Annotated in this window: 15 protein-coding genes and 2 tRNA genes; 6 read left to right on the top strand and 11 right to left on the bottom strand. The window is 75.1% G+C overall.

The genetic code is table 11. From position 1 onward, the window contains the following. Positions 1-31 precede the first annotated feature (31 nt). Entirely contained in the window at positions 32-1,450 is a 1,419-nt protein-coding gene (gene leuC, locus ACI8AK_RS16270) for a 3-isopropylmalate dehydratase large subunit (RefSeq protein ID WP_456902608.1), read from the bottom strand. Positions 1,451-1,554: 104 nt separating this feature from the next. Here leuC and ACI8AK_RS16265 point away from each other — a divergent pair, with 104 nt between their 5' ends. The 3 genes from ACI8AK_RS16265 to ACI8AK_RS16255 all read left to right on the top strand — a co-directional run bounded on the left by ACI8AK_RS16265 (position 1,555) and on the right by ACI8AK_RS16255 (position 3,741). Then, the gene (locus ACI8AK_RS16265; RefSeq protein WP_456957099.1) at positions 1,555-2,217 is read left to right on the top strand and encodes an IclR family transcriptional regulator; all 663 of its coding nucleotides are present in this window, start codon (positions 1,555-1,557) and stop codon (positions 2,215-2,217) included. A gap of 40 nt (positions 2,218-2,257) precedes the next feature. Next, positions 2,258-3,367 carry a sulfite oxidase gene (locus ACI8AK_RS16260; protein ID WP_456957097.1) on the top strand — a complete coding sequence of 370 codons (1,110 nt, stop codon included), beginning with the start codon at positions 2,258-2,260 and terminating at the stop codon, positions 3,365-3,367. Between the two features lie 146 nt (positions 3,368-3,513). Further along, entirely contained in the window at positions 3,514-3,741 is a 228-nt protein-coding gene (locus ACI8AK_RS16255; RefSeq protein WP_456902606.1) for a hypothetical protein, read from the top strand. Between the two features lie 30 nt (positions 3,742-3,771). On the opposite strand, the gene ACI8AK_RS16250 is transcribed toward ACI8AK_RS16255, so the two are convergent. Further along, complete coding sequence (locus ACI8AK_RS16250) at positions 3,772-4,548, bottom strand: helix-turn-helix domain-containing protein (protein WP_387993296.1); 777 nt, start codon at positions 4,546-4,548, stop codon at positions 3,772-3,774. Positions 4,549-4,725: 177 nt separating this feature from the next. Here ACI8AK_RS16250 and ACI8AK_RS16245 point away from each other — a divergent pair, with 177 nt between their 5' ends. Next, positions 4,726-4,986 (top strand): hypothetical protein, encoded by a 261-nt coding sequence (locus ACI8AK_RS16245; RefSeq protein ID WP_387993299.1) that lies wholly within the window; start codon positions 4,726-4,728, stop codon positions 4,984-4,986. Positions 4,987-5,030: 44 nt separating this feature from the next. Here the strand turns inward: ACI8AK_RS16245 and ACI8AK_RS16240 are convergent, their stop codons facing one another. The 9 genes from ACI8AK_RS16240 to ACI8AK_RS16200 all read right to left on the bottom strand — a co-directional run bounded on the left by ACI8AK_RS16240 (position 5,031) and on the right by ACI8AK_RS16200 (position 13,338). Then, the gene (locus ACI8AK_RS16240) at positions 5,031-5,342 is read right to left on the bottom strand and encodes a hypothetical protein (RefSeq protein ID WP_387993302.1); all 312 of its coding nucleotides are present in this window, start codon (positions 5,340-5,342) and stop codon (positions 5,031-5,033) included. Between the two features lie 16 nt (positions 5,343-5,358). Next, on the bottom strand, positions 5,359-7,041 hold the full coding sequence (locus ACI8AK_RS16235; protein WP_387993305.1) for a sodium:solute symporter family protein: 1,683 nt from the start codon (positions 7,039-7,041) through the stop codon (positions 5,359-5,361). A 21-nt stretch (positions 7,042-7,062) separates the two neighbouring features. Further along, complete coding sequence (galK, locus tag ACI8AK_RS16230) at positions 7,063-8,226, bottom strand: galactokinase (protein WP_456902605.1); 1,164 nt, start codon at positions 8,224-8,226, stop codon at positions 7,063-7,065. Beyond that, positions 8,223-9,311, bottom strand: a complete 1,089-nt coding sequence (gene galT / locus ACI8AK_RS16225; RefSeq protein WP_456957095.1) for a galactose-1-phosphate uridylyltransferase — start codon at positions 9,309-9,311, stop codon at positions 8,223-8,225. The genes galK and galT overlap by 4 nt, the downstream gene beginning before the upstream one ends. Positions 9,312-9,444: 133 nt before the next feature. Further along, positions 9,445-9,517 (bottom strand) — tRNA-Glu (locus ACI8AK_RS16220). 45 nt (positions 9,518-9,562) lie between these two features. Beyond that, a tRNA-Gln gene (locus ACI8AK_RS16215) sits at positions 9,563-9,634 on the bottom strand. 61 nt (positions 9,635-9,695) lie between these two features. Further along, positions 9,696-10,826 carry a CPBP family intramembrane glutamic endopeptidase gene (locus ACI8AK_RS16210; protein ID WP_456957093.1) on the bottom strand — a complete coding sequence of 377 codons (1,131 nt, stop codon included), beginning with the start codon at positions 10,824-10,826 and terminating at the stop codon, positions 9,696-9,698. A gap of 173 nt (positions 10,827-10,999) precedes the next feature. Further along, positions 11,000-12,529, bottom strand: coding sequence for a glutamate--tRNA ligase (gene gltX, locus ACI8AK_RS16205; protein ID WP_456957092.1), 1,530 nt, complete (start codon positions 12,527-12,529; stop codon positions 11,000-11,002). Further along, entirely contained in the window at positions 12,526-13,338 is an 813-nt protein-coding gene (locus tag ACI8AK_RS16200; RefSeq protein WP_387993320.1) for a fumarylacetoacetate hydrolase family protein, read from the bottom strand. The genes gltX and ACI8AK_RS16200 overlap by 4 nt, the downstream gene beginning before the upstream one ends. A gap of 54 nt (positions 13,339-13,392) precedes the next feature. On the opposite strand from ACI8AK_RS16200, the gene ACI8AK_RS16195 reads away from it, so the two are divergent. Both ACI8AK_RS16195 and ACI8AK_RS16190 read left to right on the top strand, forming a co-directional pair. Next, positions 13,393-13,773: a VOC family protein gene (locus tag ACI8AK_RS16195; protein WP_456957090.1), complete on the top strand. Its 381-nt coding sequence runs from the start codon at positions 13,393-13,395 to the stop codon at positions 13,771-13,773. Between the two features lie 16 nt (positions 13,774-13,789). Beyond that, positions 13,790-14,119, top strand: coding sequence for a putative quinol monooxygenase (locus ACI8AK_RS16190; RefSeq protein WP_387993326.1), 330 nt, complete (start codon positions 13,790-13,792; stop codon positions 14,117-14,119). The last annotated feature ends 16 nt before the right edge of the window (positions 14,120-14,135 follow it).

The following is a 14,135-nucleotide window of genomic DNA, read 5'->3' as shown; positions in this document are numbered from 1 at the left end:
CAGACTCCTGCTGGGGTGGCGGGGCGGGTGGTCACACCGTCGCGGGGACGTCGGCCAGGTCGGCGGGAGCGGTCAGCCGGCCGGTGAGCGCGGTGGCGGCGGCCACGGACGGCGACACGAGGTGCGTGCGCCCGCCCTTGCCCTGCCGGCCCTGGAAGTTGCGGTTGCTGGTCGACGCCGACCGCTCCCCCGGCTTGAGCTGGTCGGGGTTCATGCCCAGGCACATCGAGCACCCGGCGCCGCGCCACTCGGCGCCGGCCTCGGTGAACACCCGGTCCAGGCCCTCGGCCTCGGCCTGCTGCTTGACCCCGATCGACCCGGGGACGACGAGCATCCGGGTGTTGGCGTCGATCCGCTTCCCGCGCAGCAGCTCGGCGGCGGTGCGCAGGTCCTCGATCCGGCCGTTGGTGCAGGAGCCGAGGAAGACCGTGTCCACCTCGATCTCGCGCAGCGGCGTGCCGGGGGTGAGGCCCATGTAGGCCAGCGCCTGCTCGGCGGCGCGGCGCTCGTTGTCGTCGGCGAAGTCGGCCGGGTCGGGCACCCGCCCGGTCAGCGGCAGGCCCTGGCCGGGGTTGGTGCCCCAGGTGACGAACGGCGAGAGCTCCGCGGCGTCGAGGACGACCTCGGTGTCGAAGACCGCGCCCTCGTCGGTGTGCAGCGTCCGCCAGTGCGCGACGGCGGCGTCCCAGTCGGCGCCCTGCGGGGCGTGCGGGCGGCCCTGCAGGTAGGCGAACGTCGTCTCGTCGGGGGCGATCATCCCGGCGCGGGCGCCGGCCTCGATCGACATGTTGCAGATCGTCATCCGGGCCTCCATCGACAGCGCCTCGATGGCGCTGCCGCGGTACTCGATGACGTGGCCCGCGGCGCCGTTGGTGCCGATGCGCGCGATGACGGCGAGGATGACGTCCTTGCTCGACACGCCCTCGGGCAGCTCGCCGTTCACCGTGACGGCCATCTGCTTCGGGCGGTACTGCGGCAGCGTCTGGGTGGCCAGCACGTGCTCGACCTCGCTGGTGCCGATGCCGAACGCCAGCGCGCCGAACGCCCCGTGCGTGGACGTGTGGCTGTCGCCGCAGACGATCGTCATCCCCGGCTGGGTCAGCCCGAGCTGCGGGCCGATGACGTGCACGATGCCCTGGTCGCGGTCGCCCATCGGGGCCAGCCGGATGCCGAACTCCGCGGCGTTCCTCCGCAGCGCCTCGACCTGCGCCCGGCTGACCGGGTCGGCGATCGGCGCGAGGACGTCGAGCGTCGGGACGTTGTGATCCTCGGTGGCCATGGTGAGCTCGGGGTGCCGCACGCGGCGGCCGGCGGCCCGGAGGCCGTCGAACGCCTGCGGGCTGGTGACCTCGTGCACGAGGTGCAGGTCGATGTAGAGCAGGTCCGGCTCGCCCGCGGCACTGCGCACGACGTGGGCGTCGTAGACCTTCTCCGCCAGGGTCTTCGGCACGGGGTCCCTCCCGATCGGGCCATCCCACGGTGGCGTCTCATTCTGTGGGATGGGAGTATCGCTGTGTGGGACAGCCTAACCCCGTCGCCGTTCTGGACAAAGCAGTGGCCATCCTCCGCGCCGTCGCGCAGGAGCCGGCGTCGCTCGCCGACCTCGTGACGCGCACCGACCTGCCGCGGGCGACCGCCCACCGGCTGGCCGTCGCGCTCGAGGGTCACCGGCTGCTGCGGCGCACGCCGGCGGGCACCTGGGCGCCCGGTCCCGCCCTGGCGGAGCTCAGCCACGGCAGCGCCGACCTCGCCCGGGTCGCCGGCCGGCACCTCGCGGCGCTGCGCGACGTCAGCGGCGAGAGCGCGCAGTTCTACGTGCGCGAGGGCGGGTCGCGGGTGTGCGTCGCCGTCGCCGAGCGGGCGCACGGGCTGCGCGACACGGTGCCGGTGGGCGCGCGGCTGCCCATGACGGCGGGGTCGGCGGCGCACGCGCTGCTGGCCTTCGCGCCGCCGGAGGAGGTCACGCCGCTGCTGCCGCAGGCGAGCTTCACCGCCCGCACGCTGCTCGACGTCCGCCGGCGCGGGTGGGCGCACAGCGTGGCCGAGCGCGAGGCCGGCGTCGCCTCGCTGTCGGCACCGGTGCGCGACCCGGCGGGCGCCGTGCTCGGCGCGGTGTCGATCTCCGGCCCGGTCGAGCGGCTGGGCCGCCGGCCGAGCCCCGAGGTGGTCGGCGCGGTCCTGGAGACGGCGGCGGCGATCGCCCGCGCCGCCTCCTAGGAGGGTTCTCCCCGGCGCCCGCGGGGCGGAGACTCCTCGCATGACCGCCACGGAGCCCCGGCAGCGCGGGCGGGCTCGGATCGCCGGGCCGGGCGAGGGCATCGGCCTGGACGAGCTGGCGCTGGCCACCCGCAACCACGGCCTGCCGCTCGAGGCGCTGCGCTACGACGTCACGCCGCCGGGCCTGCACTACGTGCTCACCCACTACGACATCCCCGCCGTCGACCCCGCCACCTGGCGGCTGGAGGTCACCGGCGCGGTCGAGCGGCCGCTGCGGCTGGACCTCGACGACCTGCGCCGGCGGCCGGCGGTCACCTCGCGGGTGCTGCTCGAGTGCGCCGGCAACGGCCGGGCCCGGCTCGAACCGCGCCCGGTCAGCCAGCCGTGGCTGCTCGAGGCCGTCGGCAACGCCGAGTGGACCGGCACACCGCTGGCGCCACTGCTCGAGGAGGCCGGCGTCGCCCCCGCCGCGGTCGACGTCGCCTTCACCGGCGCCGACCACGGGGTCGAGCGCGGCGTCGAGCAGGACTACGCCCGCGGCCTGCCGCTGGCCGAGGCGCTGCGGCCCGACGTGCTGCTGGTGTGGGCGGTGAACGGCGCTCCGCTGCCGCCGCAGCACGGGGCGCCGCTGCGGCTGCTGGTGCCCGGCTGGTACGGCATGGCGCACGTGAAGTGGCTGACCCGGGTCGAGGTGCTCGAGCACCCCTTCCGCGGGTTCCAGAACGCGACGGCCTACCGGCTGAAGACCGAGGCGCACGAGGCCGGCGTGCCGGTCACCCGGATCGCCCCGCGGGCGCTGGTGGCCCCACCCGGCTTCCCCGACTTCATGACCCGCGAGCGGTTCGTGCGGCCCGGCCCGGTGACGCTCACCGGCCGGGCGTGGTCCGGCCGCGCCCCGCTGACCGGCGTCGAGGTGAGCACCGACGGCGGGGTCACCTGGACCCCGGCCGACCTCGCGCCGGCCGACCCGGCGCACCCGCACGCGTGGCGGGCGTGGACCTGCGCCTGGGACGCGGAGCCCGGCGGGTACGAGCTGGTCGTGCGCGCCACCGACGCCGAGGGCCCGCAGCCGGTCGAGCAGCCCTGGAACCGCCAGGGCATGGCCAACAACCTCGTGCAGCGGGTGCCGGTCACCGTCCTCGACGACTGAGCCGGCGGGCCGCCGGCGGCCGGGATACGCACCGTCGCGTATTCCGCGCGGCTCGGCGCGGGCGGAACGTCGTGGTCCCCGGTCACCCACCGCCGGGTCGGCACATCCCAGGGACGGCCCCGTGCCGCACCCGGAGGGGCCTCCCGATGACCACCGCCACACACGGCCCGGCCGCCGCCTGGGCCGCCGCCCACCGCTCCCTGCTCGTCCTGTTCGCGATCGTGGCCACGCTCGCCGTCGCCGCGGCCGTCACCCTGACGGTCCTGCTGGCCACCGACGACGCGGTCCCGGTCGCGCCGTCGCCGGCGCCGGCCGAGGAGGCCTGCGTCCTGCCCGGCGCGATGACGGTCGCCCTCGCCAAGCCGTTCTGCTGACGGCCCGCGACCGGGCCGGCGCGGACCGGGTCAGCCGCCCCACCGCACCACCGGCTGACCCGGTCCCGGCCCGTACGGCAGGCACCGCGCGGCCGCCTCGGCGACGGTGTGCGTGCCGCACTTCTCCCGGATGTGCTCGGTGTGCTTGCGCACGGTGCCGACCGCGATGCGCAGCGCCGCGGCGATCTCCTCGGCGTACAGGCCCGCGCCGGCCAGGCCGAGCACCTCCCACTCGCGCGCGGTCAGCCGCGGCACGTCCGCCCGGCGGTGCTCGGCGTCCAGCCACAGCTCCAGCAGGTGCGGCCGGGCCAGCTCCAGCAGCCGCCGGTCCCGCTCGCCGAACGGGGTGCCGCCGGAGCGGAGGAACAGCAGCACGGGGGCCTGCCCGAGCGGCGCGCGCAGCGGCACCACGAGCTCGCCGGGCACGTCGGTGGTCACCTCGGGGTGCAGCGGACCGGTGCCGTCGCCCGGGTGGAGGTCGGCGGCGGACAGCACGCGGCGGAGGACGCGCTGGGACTGCGGCCCGACCAGCGGGGAGCGCAGCCGGCCGGAGGGGCCGGTCAGCGCGTCCTCGCCGGCGCGCTCGACGCCGCGCGTCCCGTCGGCCAGCACGCCCTGGACGACGACGGTCCGGAGGTCCCGGTGGTCGACCAGCCGGGCGGTCAGGTCGAGGTCGGCGGGGACCAGGCGCAGCAGCCCCTCGAGCAGCTCCCAGGGCAGCACCGGCCCGGGGTCGAGGGACCGCGCCGCCCGGAGCAGGGCGAGCAGCTCCTCGGCGTCCCCAGCGCGCAGGTGCCCCGTGGCCATGTCGGACCCCCCGTCGGCCGTGCCGGTCACGCTAGGCCGCCCGGCGGCGCCCACGGGATACGCACTCTGACGTATTCCGCCCGCCACGGCGGAGGCGCAGCGTCGTCCTCCCCGGGTGTGCCGAGCCCGGGTCCGCGCCTCAGGGGCGGCACGGCCGCACCCGGAGAGGGGCTCCTGATGACCGTGCCCGTCCACCACCCGGCCGGCGCGTGGGCCGCCACGCACCGCATGCTCATCGCCGTCATCGCCGTCGTCACGGCGGCCGTCGTCACCGTCGGCATCGTCCTGCTCGTGCAGCTGACCGGCGACGAGCCCGTCACCGGGACGACGCCCCCGGCCGCCCCCGCCGTCGAGGACTCCGGCGGGGTCCCGCCCTCCGTGGAGACGTGCACCAACCTGAACGGCCTGCAGTCCGTGGCCGCCGCGCTGCTCTGCTGAGCGGCGCCCGGGCCCGCCGTCCCTGGGGACGGCGGGCCCGGAGGTCAGTGCCCGGGGACCGTGCGTCCGCTGCCGTCGTCCTCGGGGTCCTGCCGGTCCGGCGGGGCCTCGACGACGATCGGGCGCAGCCGCGACCACAGCGCGAACGCGGCCGCGAACACGAGCATGGCGAGGCCGGCCCACAGGTTGGCGTTCACGTCGCCGGTCTTGTCCTGCTCGGCCGGCGAGTTGCCGAACAGGCCCATGAGGACCAGCACGACGCCGTAGAAGCCGATCAGCGCCGCGATGACGTTGCGGACGTCGAAGGCGCCGGCCGCGTGCTTGGTCCCGGTGGGGCCGGAGGTGCTGCTGCTCATGACCGTGCTCCTGACGTCAGCGGAAGATCACGTTGAGGACGACGACCATGACCAGCGCGATGCCGGCCAGCTTGGTCGGTGACTGGTACCAGGGCAGCCGGTGCGCGTCGGGGTCGGTCCGCTGCTCCTTCGGCGTCTCGGAGTAGACCAGCCCGGCGAGCTGGGCCACCGGCTTGGGCGCGGTGACCTGGCTGACCACGACGCTGACCACGATGTCGACGACGAAGGCGGCACTCGCGGCGACGAAGCTCGCGCCCTGGCCGCCGATCGGCAGGACGCCCAGCGACGCCGTCCCGAACGCGTCCTCGCTGAGGAACGCGACGGCGACCGCGGCCAGCGTCCCGGACACGAGGCCCGCCCAGCCCGCGGTCGGCGTCATCCGCTTCCAGAACATGCCGAGGATGAAGGTGGCGAACAGCGGGGCGTTGAAGAAGCCGAACAGCGTCTGCAGGTAGTCCATCAGGTTCGTGTAGCCCGACGCGATGATCGCCGTCCCGATGGCGGCCACGGTCGCGCCGACGGTCGCCCACCGGCCGACGGCGAGGTAGTAGCCGTCGGGCCGGTCCTTCTTCACGTACTGCTGCCACAGGTCGTAGCTGAAGACGGTGTTGAAGGCGGAGATGTTGGCCGCCATGCCGGCCATGAACGCGGCCAGCAGGCCGGCGAGCGCGACGCCGAGCAGGCCGTTGGGCAGGGTGTCGCGGATGAGCAGCAGGATCGAGTTGTTGTAGTCGAAGTCCGTGGCCGACGCCGCCCGGGCCTCGACCACCTCCGGGACCAGGACCGTGGCGATGATGCCCGGGACCACGACGATGAACGGGACGAACATCTTCGGGAAGGCGCCGATGATCGGCGTGCTCCGGGCCGCCGACATGGACTTGGTCGCCATCGCCCGCTGGACCTCGACGAAGTTCGTCGTCCAGTAGCCGAAGGACAGCACGAAGCCGAGACCGAACACGATGCCGATCACCGACAGGACGGGACTGCCGATCCCGGACAGCTCCGTGGCCGGCCACGAGGTGAGCTCCTCGCCGCGGCCCGAGTCGGTGACCCGGTCGATCAGCCCGCCCACGCCGCCGACCCGGTGCAGGCCGATGAGCGTCAGGGGCAGCAGCGCGGCCACGATGACGAAGAACTGCAGGACCTCGTTGTAGATGGCCGCCGACAGCCCGCCGAGGGTGATGTAGCTGAGCACCACGGCCGCCGCGACGATCAGCGACAGCCACAGCGGCCAGCCCAGCAGCGCCTCGACGATGGTGGCCAGCAGGTAGAGGTTGATGCCGGCGATGAGGATCTGCGCGACGGCGAAGCTCAGCGCGTTGACCAGGTGGGCGCCGGTGCCGAACCGGCGGCGCATGAACTCCGGGACGCTGCGGACCTTCGACCCGTAGTAGAAGGGCATCATCACCACGCCCAGGAACAGCATGGCCGGGACCGCGCCGATCCAGAAGTAGTGCATGGTGCTCATGCCGAACTGCGCGCCGTTGGCCGACATGCCGACGATCTCGACGGCGCCGAGGTTGGCCGAGATGAACGCCAGGCCGGTGACCCAGGCGGGCAGCGAGCGGCCCGACAGGAAGAAGTCCAGGCTGTCGGACACCCGCCGGCGGGCGGCGGCGCCGATGAGCAGCACCACGGCGAAGTAGGCGGCCACCAGCAGGTAGTCGACGAACCCCGCGTCCAGTCTCAGATCGTCCACTCGGGCCTCCCTCGGTTCGGGTCAGGACAGGCGGCGGGCCCCCGCGGAGGGGACCACGACGTAGGAGCGGGGGGCGCCGGCGCGCCCGGCGACGGCGGCGGCGACGTCGTCGACGGCCGCGGCGTCGACGAGCGCGACCGCGCTCCCGCCGAAGCCGCCGCCGACCATGCGCGCGCCGTGCGCCCCGGCGGCCAGCGCCGTCTCGACGATCGCGTCGAGCTCGGGCACCGACACCTCGAAGTCGTCGCGCAGCGAGGCGTGCCCGGCGGTGAGCACCGCGCCGACCTCCCGCGGGTCGCCGCCGGCGCGCAGCAGGCCGACGACCTCCTCGACGCGGGCGTCCTCGGTGACCACGTGGCGGGCCCGGCGCAGCAGCAGCGCGCCGCGCTCCGTGCCGTCGTCCAGCGGTGCGAGCGCGTCGACGCCGGTCACCTCGCAGAGCAGGCCGACGCCGAGCCGCCGGGCGGCCTCCTCGCACTCGCGGCGCCGGTCGCCGTAGCCGCTGTCGGCGTGGCTGTGGGTGGTGCCCGAGTCGACGACCAGCAGCGCCAGGCCGGCCGCCTCCAGGTCGAGGGGGACCTGCTCGCTGCCGCGGTCGCGGGTGTCCAGGTGCAGCGCGTGCCCGGCGGTGCACAGCACCGACGCGGACTGGTCGAGGATCCCGGTGGGCGCGCCGACGAAGTCGTTCTCCGCCCGCCGGGCGACGTCGACCAGCTCGTCCGGGCCGAGGTCGAGATCCAGCAGGTCGCGCAGGGCCACGGCGACGGCGCACTCCAGCGCCGCCGACGACGACAGCCCCGCGCCGGCCGGGACGTCGCCGTCGACCAGCAGGCTCAGGCCCCCGGGCACGGCCTCGCGCAGCTGGTGGACGACGCCGGCCGGGTAGCCGGCCCAGCCGCCGGGGGTGCCGGGCTCGAGCTCGGCGACCGCGACGTCGGCGTCGGCGCCGGGGTGCTGGGCGGAGACGAGGACCAGACGGCCGTCGTCGCGGCGGGCGACCGCGGCCCGGGTGGTATGCGGCAGCGCGACCGGCAGCACGTGCCCGCCGTTGTAGTCGGTGTGCTCGCCGATCACGTTGACCCGCCCGGGCGCGGCCCAGACGCCCTCGGGCGCGGCGCCGAACCGCTCGGTGAACGCGGCGGCGGCGCGGGCCGCGGCCTCCTCGTCGGTGGGCAGCTCGCTCACGGGACCACCACGTTCCGCAGCTGCTCGGCGACGTCCTCGGGGTTGGTGTCGGTGATGAACGCGCCCATCCCCGACTCGGAGCCCGCCAGGTACTTGAGCTTGCCCGGCGCGCGGCGCAGCGAGAACAGCTGCAGGTGCAGCCACCAGTCCTCCCGGCCGGTGCGCACCGGCGCCTGGTTCCACGCGGCGATGTAGGGCATCGGGGTGTCCATGCGGTGCGCGAAGCGGCCCAGGACGTCGAGGTAGACCTCGGCCAGCGCGTCCCGCTGCGCGTCGTCGAGGGCGGGCAGGTCGGGCACCCGGCGGGTGGGGAACAGCTGCACCTCGTAGGGCCAGCGCGCCGCGGCCGGGACGAAGGCCACCCAGTGCTCGTTCGCCGCCACCACCCGGGGGCCGGTGCGCTCGGACTCCACGACCTCGGCGAACAGGTCCCCGCCGGTCTCCTCGCGGTGCCGGCGCACCGAGGCGAGCACCTTCTCCACCCGCGGGGTCACGAACGGGTAGGCGTAGATCTGCCCGTGGGGGTGGGACAGCGTCACCCCGATCTCCTCGCCGGAGTTCTCGAAGCAGAAGACCTGCTCGACGCCGTCGATGCCGCCGAGCTCCGCGGTGCGGTCGGCCCAGACGTCGACGACCAGCCGCGCGCGGTCGCGGCCCAGCCCGGCGAAGTGCTGGTCGTGGTCGCTGGTGAACAGCACCACCTCGCAGCGGCCGAACCCGGGCCGCAGCTCGGCCAGCGGGGCGCCGGGCGCGATGGGCGGCACGTCGCGGTCGACGGCGGTGGACAGCGAGGGGAAGCGGTTCTCGAAGACGGCGACCTGGTAGTCGGCCTCGGGCACCTCGGTGGGCCGGCCGGGCCGCGACGGGCACAGCGGGCACTGGTCGGCCGGCGGCAGGAAGGTGCGCGTCTGCCGGTGAGCGGCGATCACCACCCACTCGCCGAGCAGCGCGTCCCGGCGCAGTTGCGAGTGGGTGCCGACGGGTGGCAGGTCGCGGGTGTCCTCGGCGACGCGGGCGGGCGTGCCGTCGGCGTCGAAGTAGACGATCTCGCGGCCGTCGGCCAGCCGTCGACTGGTCCGGATCACCGTGTCCGCCTCCGTTCCCGGCCCGGGATGGGGCCCTGGGAACGCTACGTCCGCTCACGATCATGGGCCACTCGGGGGGGGTCCCGGAACGGCGCAGGGCCCCCGGCCGGGTGGCCGGGGGCCCTGCGCGCTGTAGCCCCGAAGGGATTCGAACCCTCGCTACCGCCGTGAGAGGGCGGCGTCCTGGGCCGCTAGACGACGGGGCCGTGCGGTGGTGCTGGTCGTGCTGGTGAGGAGGTGGTGCTTCCTCGCTGGGGTACCAGGACTCGAACCTAGACTAACGGAGCCAGAATCCGTCGGGCTGCCAATTACCCCATACCCCAAGGTTTGGCGGGCACCTCGCGGCGCCGGGGAAGACGATACCCGACGTTCCCGGAGGCCGTGTCACCACCCCCCGGTCCGCGGGTCGCCCGCCGGGACGCGCAGGTCCTGCGCCCCGGTCAGGGTCTCGAACCGCAGCCGGCGGCGGGAGGCGGCCACGACCGCGACGTAGGCGCCCATCGACACGAGCGTGACCAGCAGGTACAGCAGCCCGACGCCGGCCGGGACCTCCTCCGTGGCGACGTCCTCGCCGAGCGTCCCGGCCAGGAGGAACACCAGCACGTTGTTGACCGCGTGCAGCACGATCGCCGCCTCGAGGCCGCCGGTGAGGAAGACCACTGCCGAGGCGGCCAGCCCGAAGGCGAACCGGTCGAGGAAGGTGACGACGTCGCCCGGCGCGTGGGCCAGGGAGAACAGCGCGGCGGTGACCACCGCGGCCACCACCGCGCCGGCACGCGGGTCGCGGATCCAGCCGGCGATCGCCTGGCTGAGGTAGCCGCGGAAGACGTACTCCTCGGCCGCCGACTGCAGCGGTGTGGTGAGGACCACGACCAGCAGCAGCCAGCCCAGGTCGTCGACCGGCCCGGTGACCTCGCCGTCGTCGAGCAGGTAGCCGAGGGTGACCGAGAGCGCGATGCCGACGCCGAGGGTGGCCAGCGCGCGCAGCGTGAGCGGCGCGAACAGCCGCCAGCGCAGGCGGGCGAGCACCGACGACGACCACCCCGGCGACATGCCGTGGGCGGCGACCCAGGCCAGCCAGACGATGGGGATCGCCACGATCAGCGAGAGGTTGGTGAGCAGCAGCACGCCGGGGTCGACCAGGTCGAGCAGCTGCAGGTCCGGGGTGACGCCGGTGAGGAGCACGGCGAGGACCACGACGAACGCGGCGACCCCGTAGGCGACGGTGAACAGCAGCAGGCCCAGCAGCGGCCGCCACCAGCCCCAGTCCCGCGCGCGCATCGCGAGCAGGTAGGGCTGCGGCTCGTCGTGCGGCGGCGTCCCGGGCGGCGGCGCGAGCGCGACGCCGGGCGGGAACGGCGCCGGCGGGTGGGGGGCGTGCGGGTGGGGGGCGTGCGGGTGGGGGGCGTGCGGGTGGGGTCCGGGCGGGAGCGGCCCCGGCGGCGGGAACGCACCGTGCCCGGCCGGGCCGTGCGGGCCCGGCGGCAGGGGCACCGGCCCCAGCGGCCAGGGCACCGGCCCGGGCCCTCCTCCCCCGGCCGGCGCCCACGGGGCCGCCCCGCCGCCGTACGGCGTGCCCGGGACCTGGGGCGGCGCCCCGTACGGGCCGGTGGGCGGCGGGCCGGTGTAGGGCTCGTCCTCCGGGGCCGGCGGGCGGTCCGGGGGCGGCGGTCCCCAGGGCGGGACGGTCACCCCGCCGTGTCCCCCGTCGTGCCCCCCGTCGTCGCCCGGGCCGCCGCCAGCCGGGCCAGGGTGCGCTCGCGGCCGAGCAGCTCGATCGACTCGTAGAGCGGCGGGGAGACCGTGCGGCCGCTCACCGCCACCCGCACCGGCCCGAACGCCTGCCGCGGCTTGCGGCCCAGGCCCTCGACGAGTGCGGCCTTGAGCGCCTGCTCGATGCCGGCGGGGCTCCAGTCGGCCAGGTCGCGCAGCGCGTCGGCGGCCGCGTCGAGCACCGCGGCGTCGTCGGGCCGCAGGTTCTTGGCCGCCGCGGCCGGGTCGATGGCCACCTCCTCGGTGAAGAGGAACCCGAGCAGGCCGACGGCGTCGGAGAGGACGACCGTCCGCTCCTGCGCCATCGGGGCGATCGCGCGCAGCACCCGGTCCTGCTCGGCCGTCGGCGGGTCGGCGACCAGTCCGGCGCCGGCGAGGAAGGGCACCACGCGGGCCACGTACTCCTCCACCGGCAGCTCGCGGACGTGCGTGGCGTTGATCGCCTCGGCCTTCTTCACGTCGAAGCGGGCCGGGTTGGCGCTGACCCGGGTGACGTCGAAGGCCTCGACCATCTCGGCGGTGGAGAACACGTCGCGGTCCTCGGCGATCGACCAGCCGAGCAGCGCCAGGTAGTTGGCGAAGCCCTCGGGCAGGAAGCCGCGCTCGCGGTAGACGTCGACGTTGGACTGCGGGTCGCGCTTGGACAGCTTCCTGTTGCCCTCGCCGGTCACGTAGGGCAGGTGGCCGAAGCGCGGGGTGCCACTGGCCACGCCGACGTCCTGCAGCGCCGCGTAGAGGGCGAGCTGGCGGGGGGTCGAGGGCAGCAGGTCCTCGCCGCGCAGCACGTCGGTGATGCCCATCAGGGCGTCGTCGACGGGGTTGACGAAGGGGTACAGCGGCACGCCGTTGCCGCGCACGAGGACGAAGTCGGGCACCGAGCCGGCGGCGAAGCGGACCTCACCGCGGACCAGGTCGGTCCACACCAGGTCCTCGTCGGGCATCCGCAGCCGCAGCACCGGGTCGCGGCCCTCGGCGCGGAAGGCGGCCTTCTGCGCGTCGGTGAGGAAGCGGTCGGCGTTGTCGTAGCCGAGCTTGGGGTCCTGTCCCGCGGCCAGCCGCCGCGCCTCGACCTCCTCGTTGGTGGAGAAGGACTCGTAGGCGTGCCCGGCCGCGAGCAGCTTCGCCGCGACCTCGCGGTAGACCTCGTGCCGCTCCGACTGCCGGTAGGGGCCGTGGGGGCCGCCGACCTCGGGGCCCTCGTCCCAGTCCAGGTCCAGCCAGCGCAGGCAGTCCAGCAGGTGCCGGTAGGACTCCTCGGAGTCGCGGGCGGCGTCGGTGTCCTCGATGCGGAAGACGAACGTGCCGCCGGTGTGCCGGGCGTGCGCCCAGTTGAACAGCGCGGTACGCAGCAGGCCGACGTGCACCATGCCGGTCGGCGACGGGCAGAACCGGGTGCGCACGGTGCTCGCCGGGGTGCTCGCCGGGGTGCTCGCCGGGGTGCTCATCGTGCGCCGCCCGCGGTGGAGGCGGTGTCGGCGCCGCTGACGGCGTTGGTCAGCGTGCCCAGGCCCTCGATCGAGCACTCGACCCGCTGGCCGGGCCGGATCGGCCCGACCCCGGCCGGGGTGCCGGTGAGGACGACGTCGCCGGGCAGCAGCGTCATCACCTGCGAGATGTAGCTGACCAGGGTGGGCACGTCGAACAGCAGCTGGCTGGTGCGCCCGGCCTGCCGCGGCTCGCCGTCGACGGTGCAGGTGATCTCCAGGTCGGCCGGGTCCTTGCCCAGGCCGCGCAGGTCGGTCTCGATCCACGGGCCGAGCGGGCAGAACGAGTCGAAGCCCTTGGCGCGGGTCCACTGCCCGTCGGCCTTCTGCATGTCCCGCTCGGTGACGTCGTTGCCGATCGTGTAGCCGAAGACGCTGCCCGGGACCTGCTCGGGCGTCAGGTTGCGCGCGCCGCGGGCGCCGATGACGACGGCGAGCTCGACCTCGTGGTGCACGTTGGTGCTGCCGGCCGGGATGCGGATGGCGTCGCCGGGGCCGATGACCGACGTCGAGGGCTTGAGGAACAGCAGCGGCCGCTCCGGGGCGTCGCCGGTGTTCATCTCCTTGACGTGGTCGGCGTAGTTCTTGCCGACGCAGACCACCTTGCTCGGCAGGATCGGCGACAGCAGCCGGACGTCGGCCTGCGCGTGGCGCTGGCCGGTGAAGGAGATGGTCCCGAACGGGTGGCCCTCGATCTGGGCGACCTGGCCGTCGCCGTCGAGGACTCCGAAGGACATGCCCGAGGGCGAGGCGAAGCGGACGATGCGCACGACGTCGAGGCTACTGACCCCGCGCCCACCCGCCGCCCGCCCTACGGTGACCGGGTGGCCTGCCGTCTGAGCGAGATCGTCGTCGACAGCCGGGACCCCGAGGCGCTCGCCGCCTGGTGGGCCGGGGTGCTCGGCTACCGGGTGCTCGGCCGCGACGACGACGGGGCGGTCGAGATCGGGCCCGAGGCCGGTTTCGGCGGCGCCGCCCCCACGCTGGTGTTCGCGCCGGTGCCCGACCCGGCGCCGGGCAAGCCCCGGCTGCACCTCGACGTCAACCCCACCGACCGCGACCAGGACGCCGAGCTGCAGCGGCTGCTCGACCTCGGGGCCACGCGCGCCGACGTCGGGCAGAGCGGCGGGGAGTCCTGGCACGTGCTCGCCGACCCGGAGGGCAACCCGTTCTGCCTGCTGCGCCGCCGTCTCGACCCGCTGTGACCCCGAGGAGAGTCCCGTGATCCTGATCGTCATCAAGTTCCCCGTCCGGCCGGACAAGATCGAGGAGTTCCGCGCGCACGCGGACGAGTACGCCGCCGCGGTCAACGCCGAGGAGGGCAGCCTCTTCTTCGAGTGGTCGCGCAGCGTGCTGGACCCGAACACCTTCGTCTGCATCGAGGGCTTCCGGGACTCCGAGGCCGGCGCCTCGCACGTGGCCACCCCGCACGCGAAGGCCGCCTTCGACTGGATGTCGGACCTCGTGGCCGAGCAGCCGCAGATCATCTACATCGACGAGCCGTCGGTGTCCGGCTTCGGCCCGATGGGCGAGGTGAAGCCCCGGCACTGACGCCCGACGGCGGACC

The sequence above is a fragment of the Geodermatophilus sp. SYSU D00867 genome (assembly GCF_054050315.1).
Note: the sequence above shows the minus strand (reverse complement) of the source record. Positions and strands in the feature narration are given on the sequence as shown.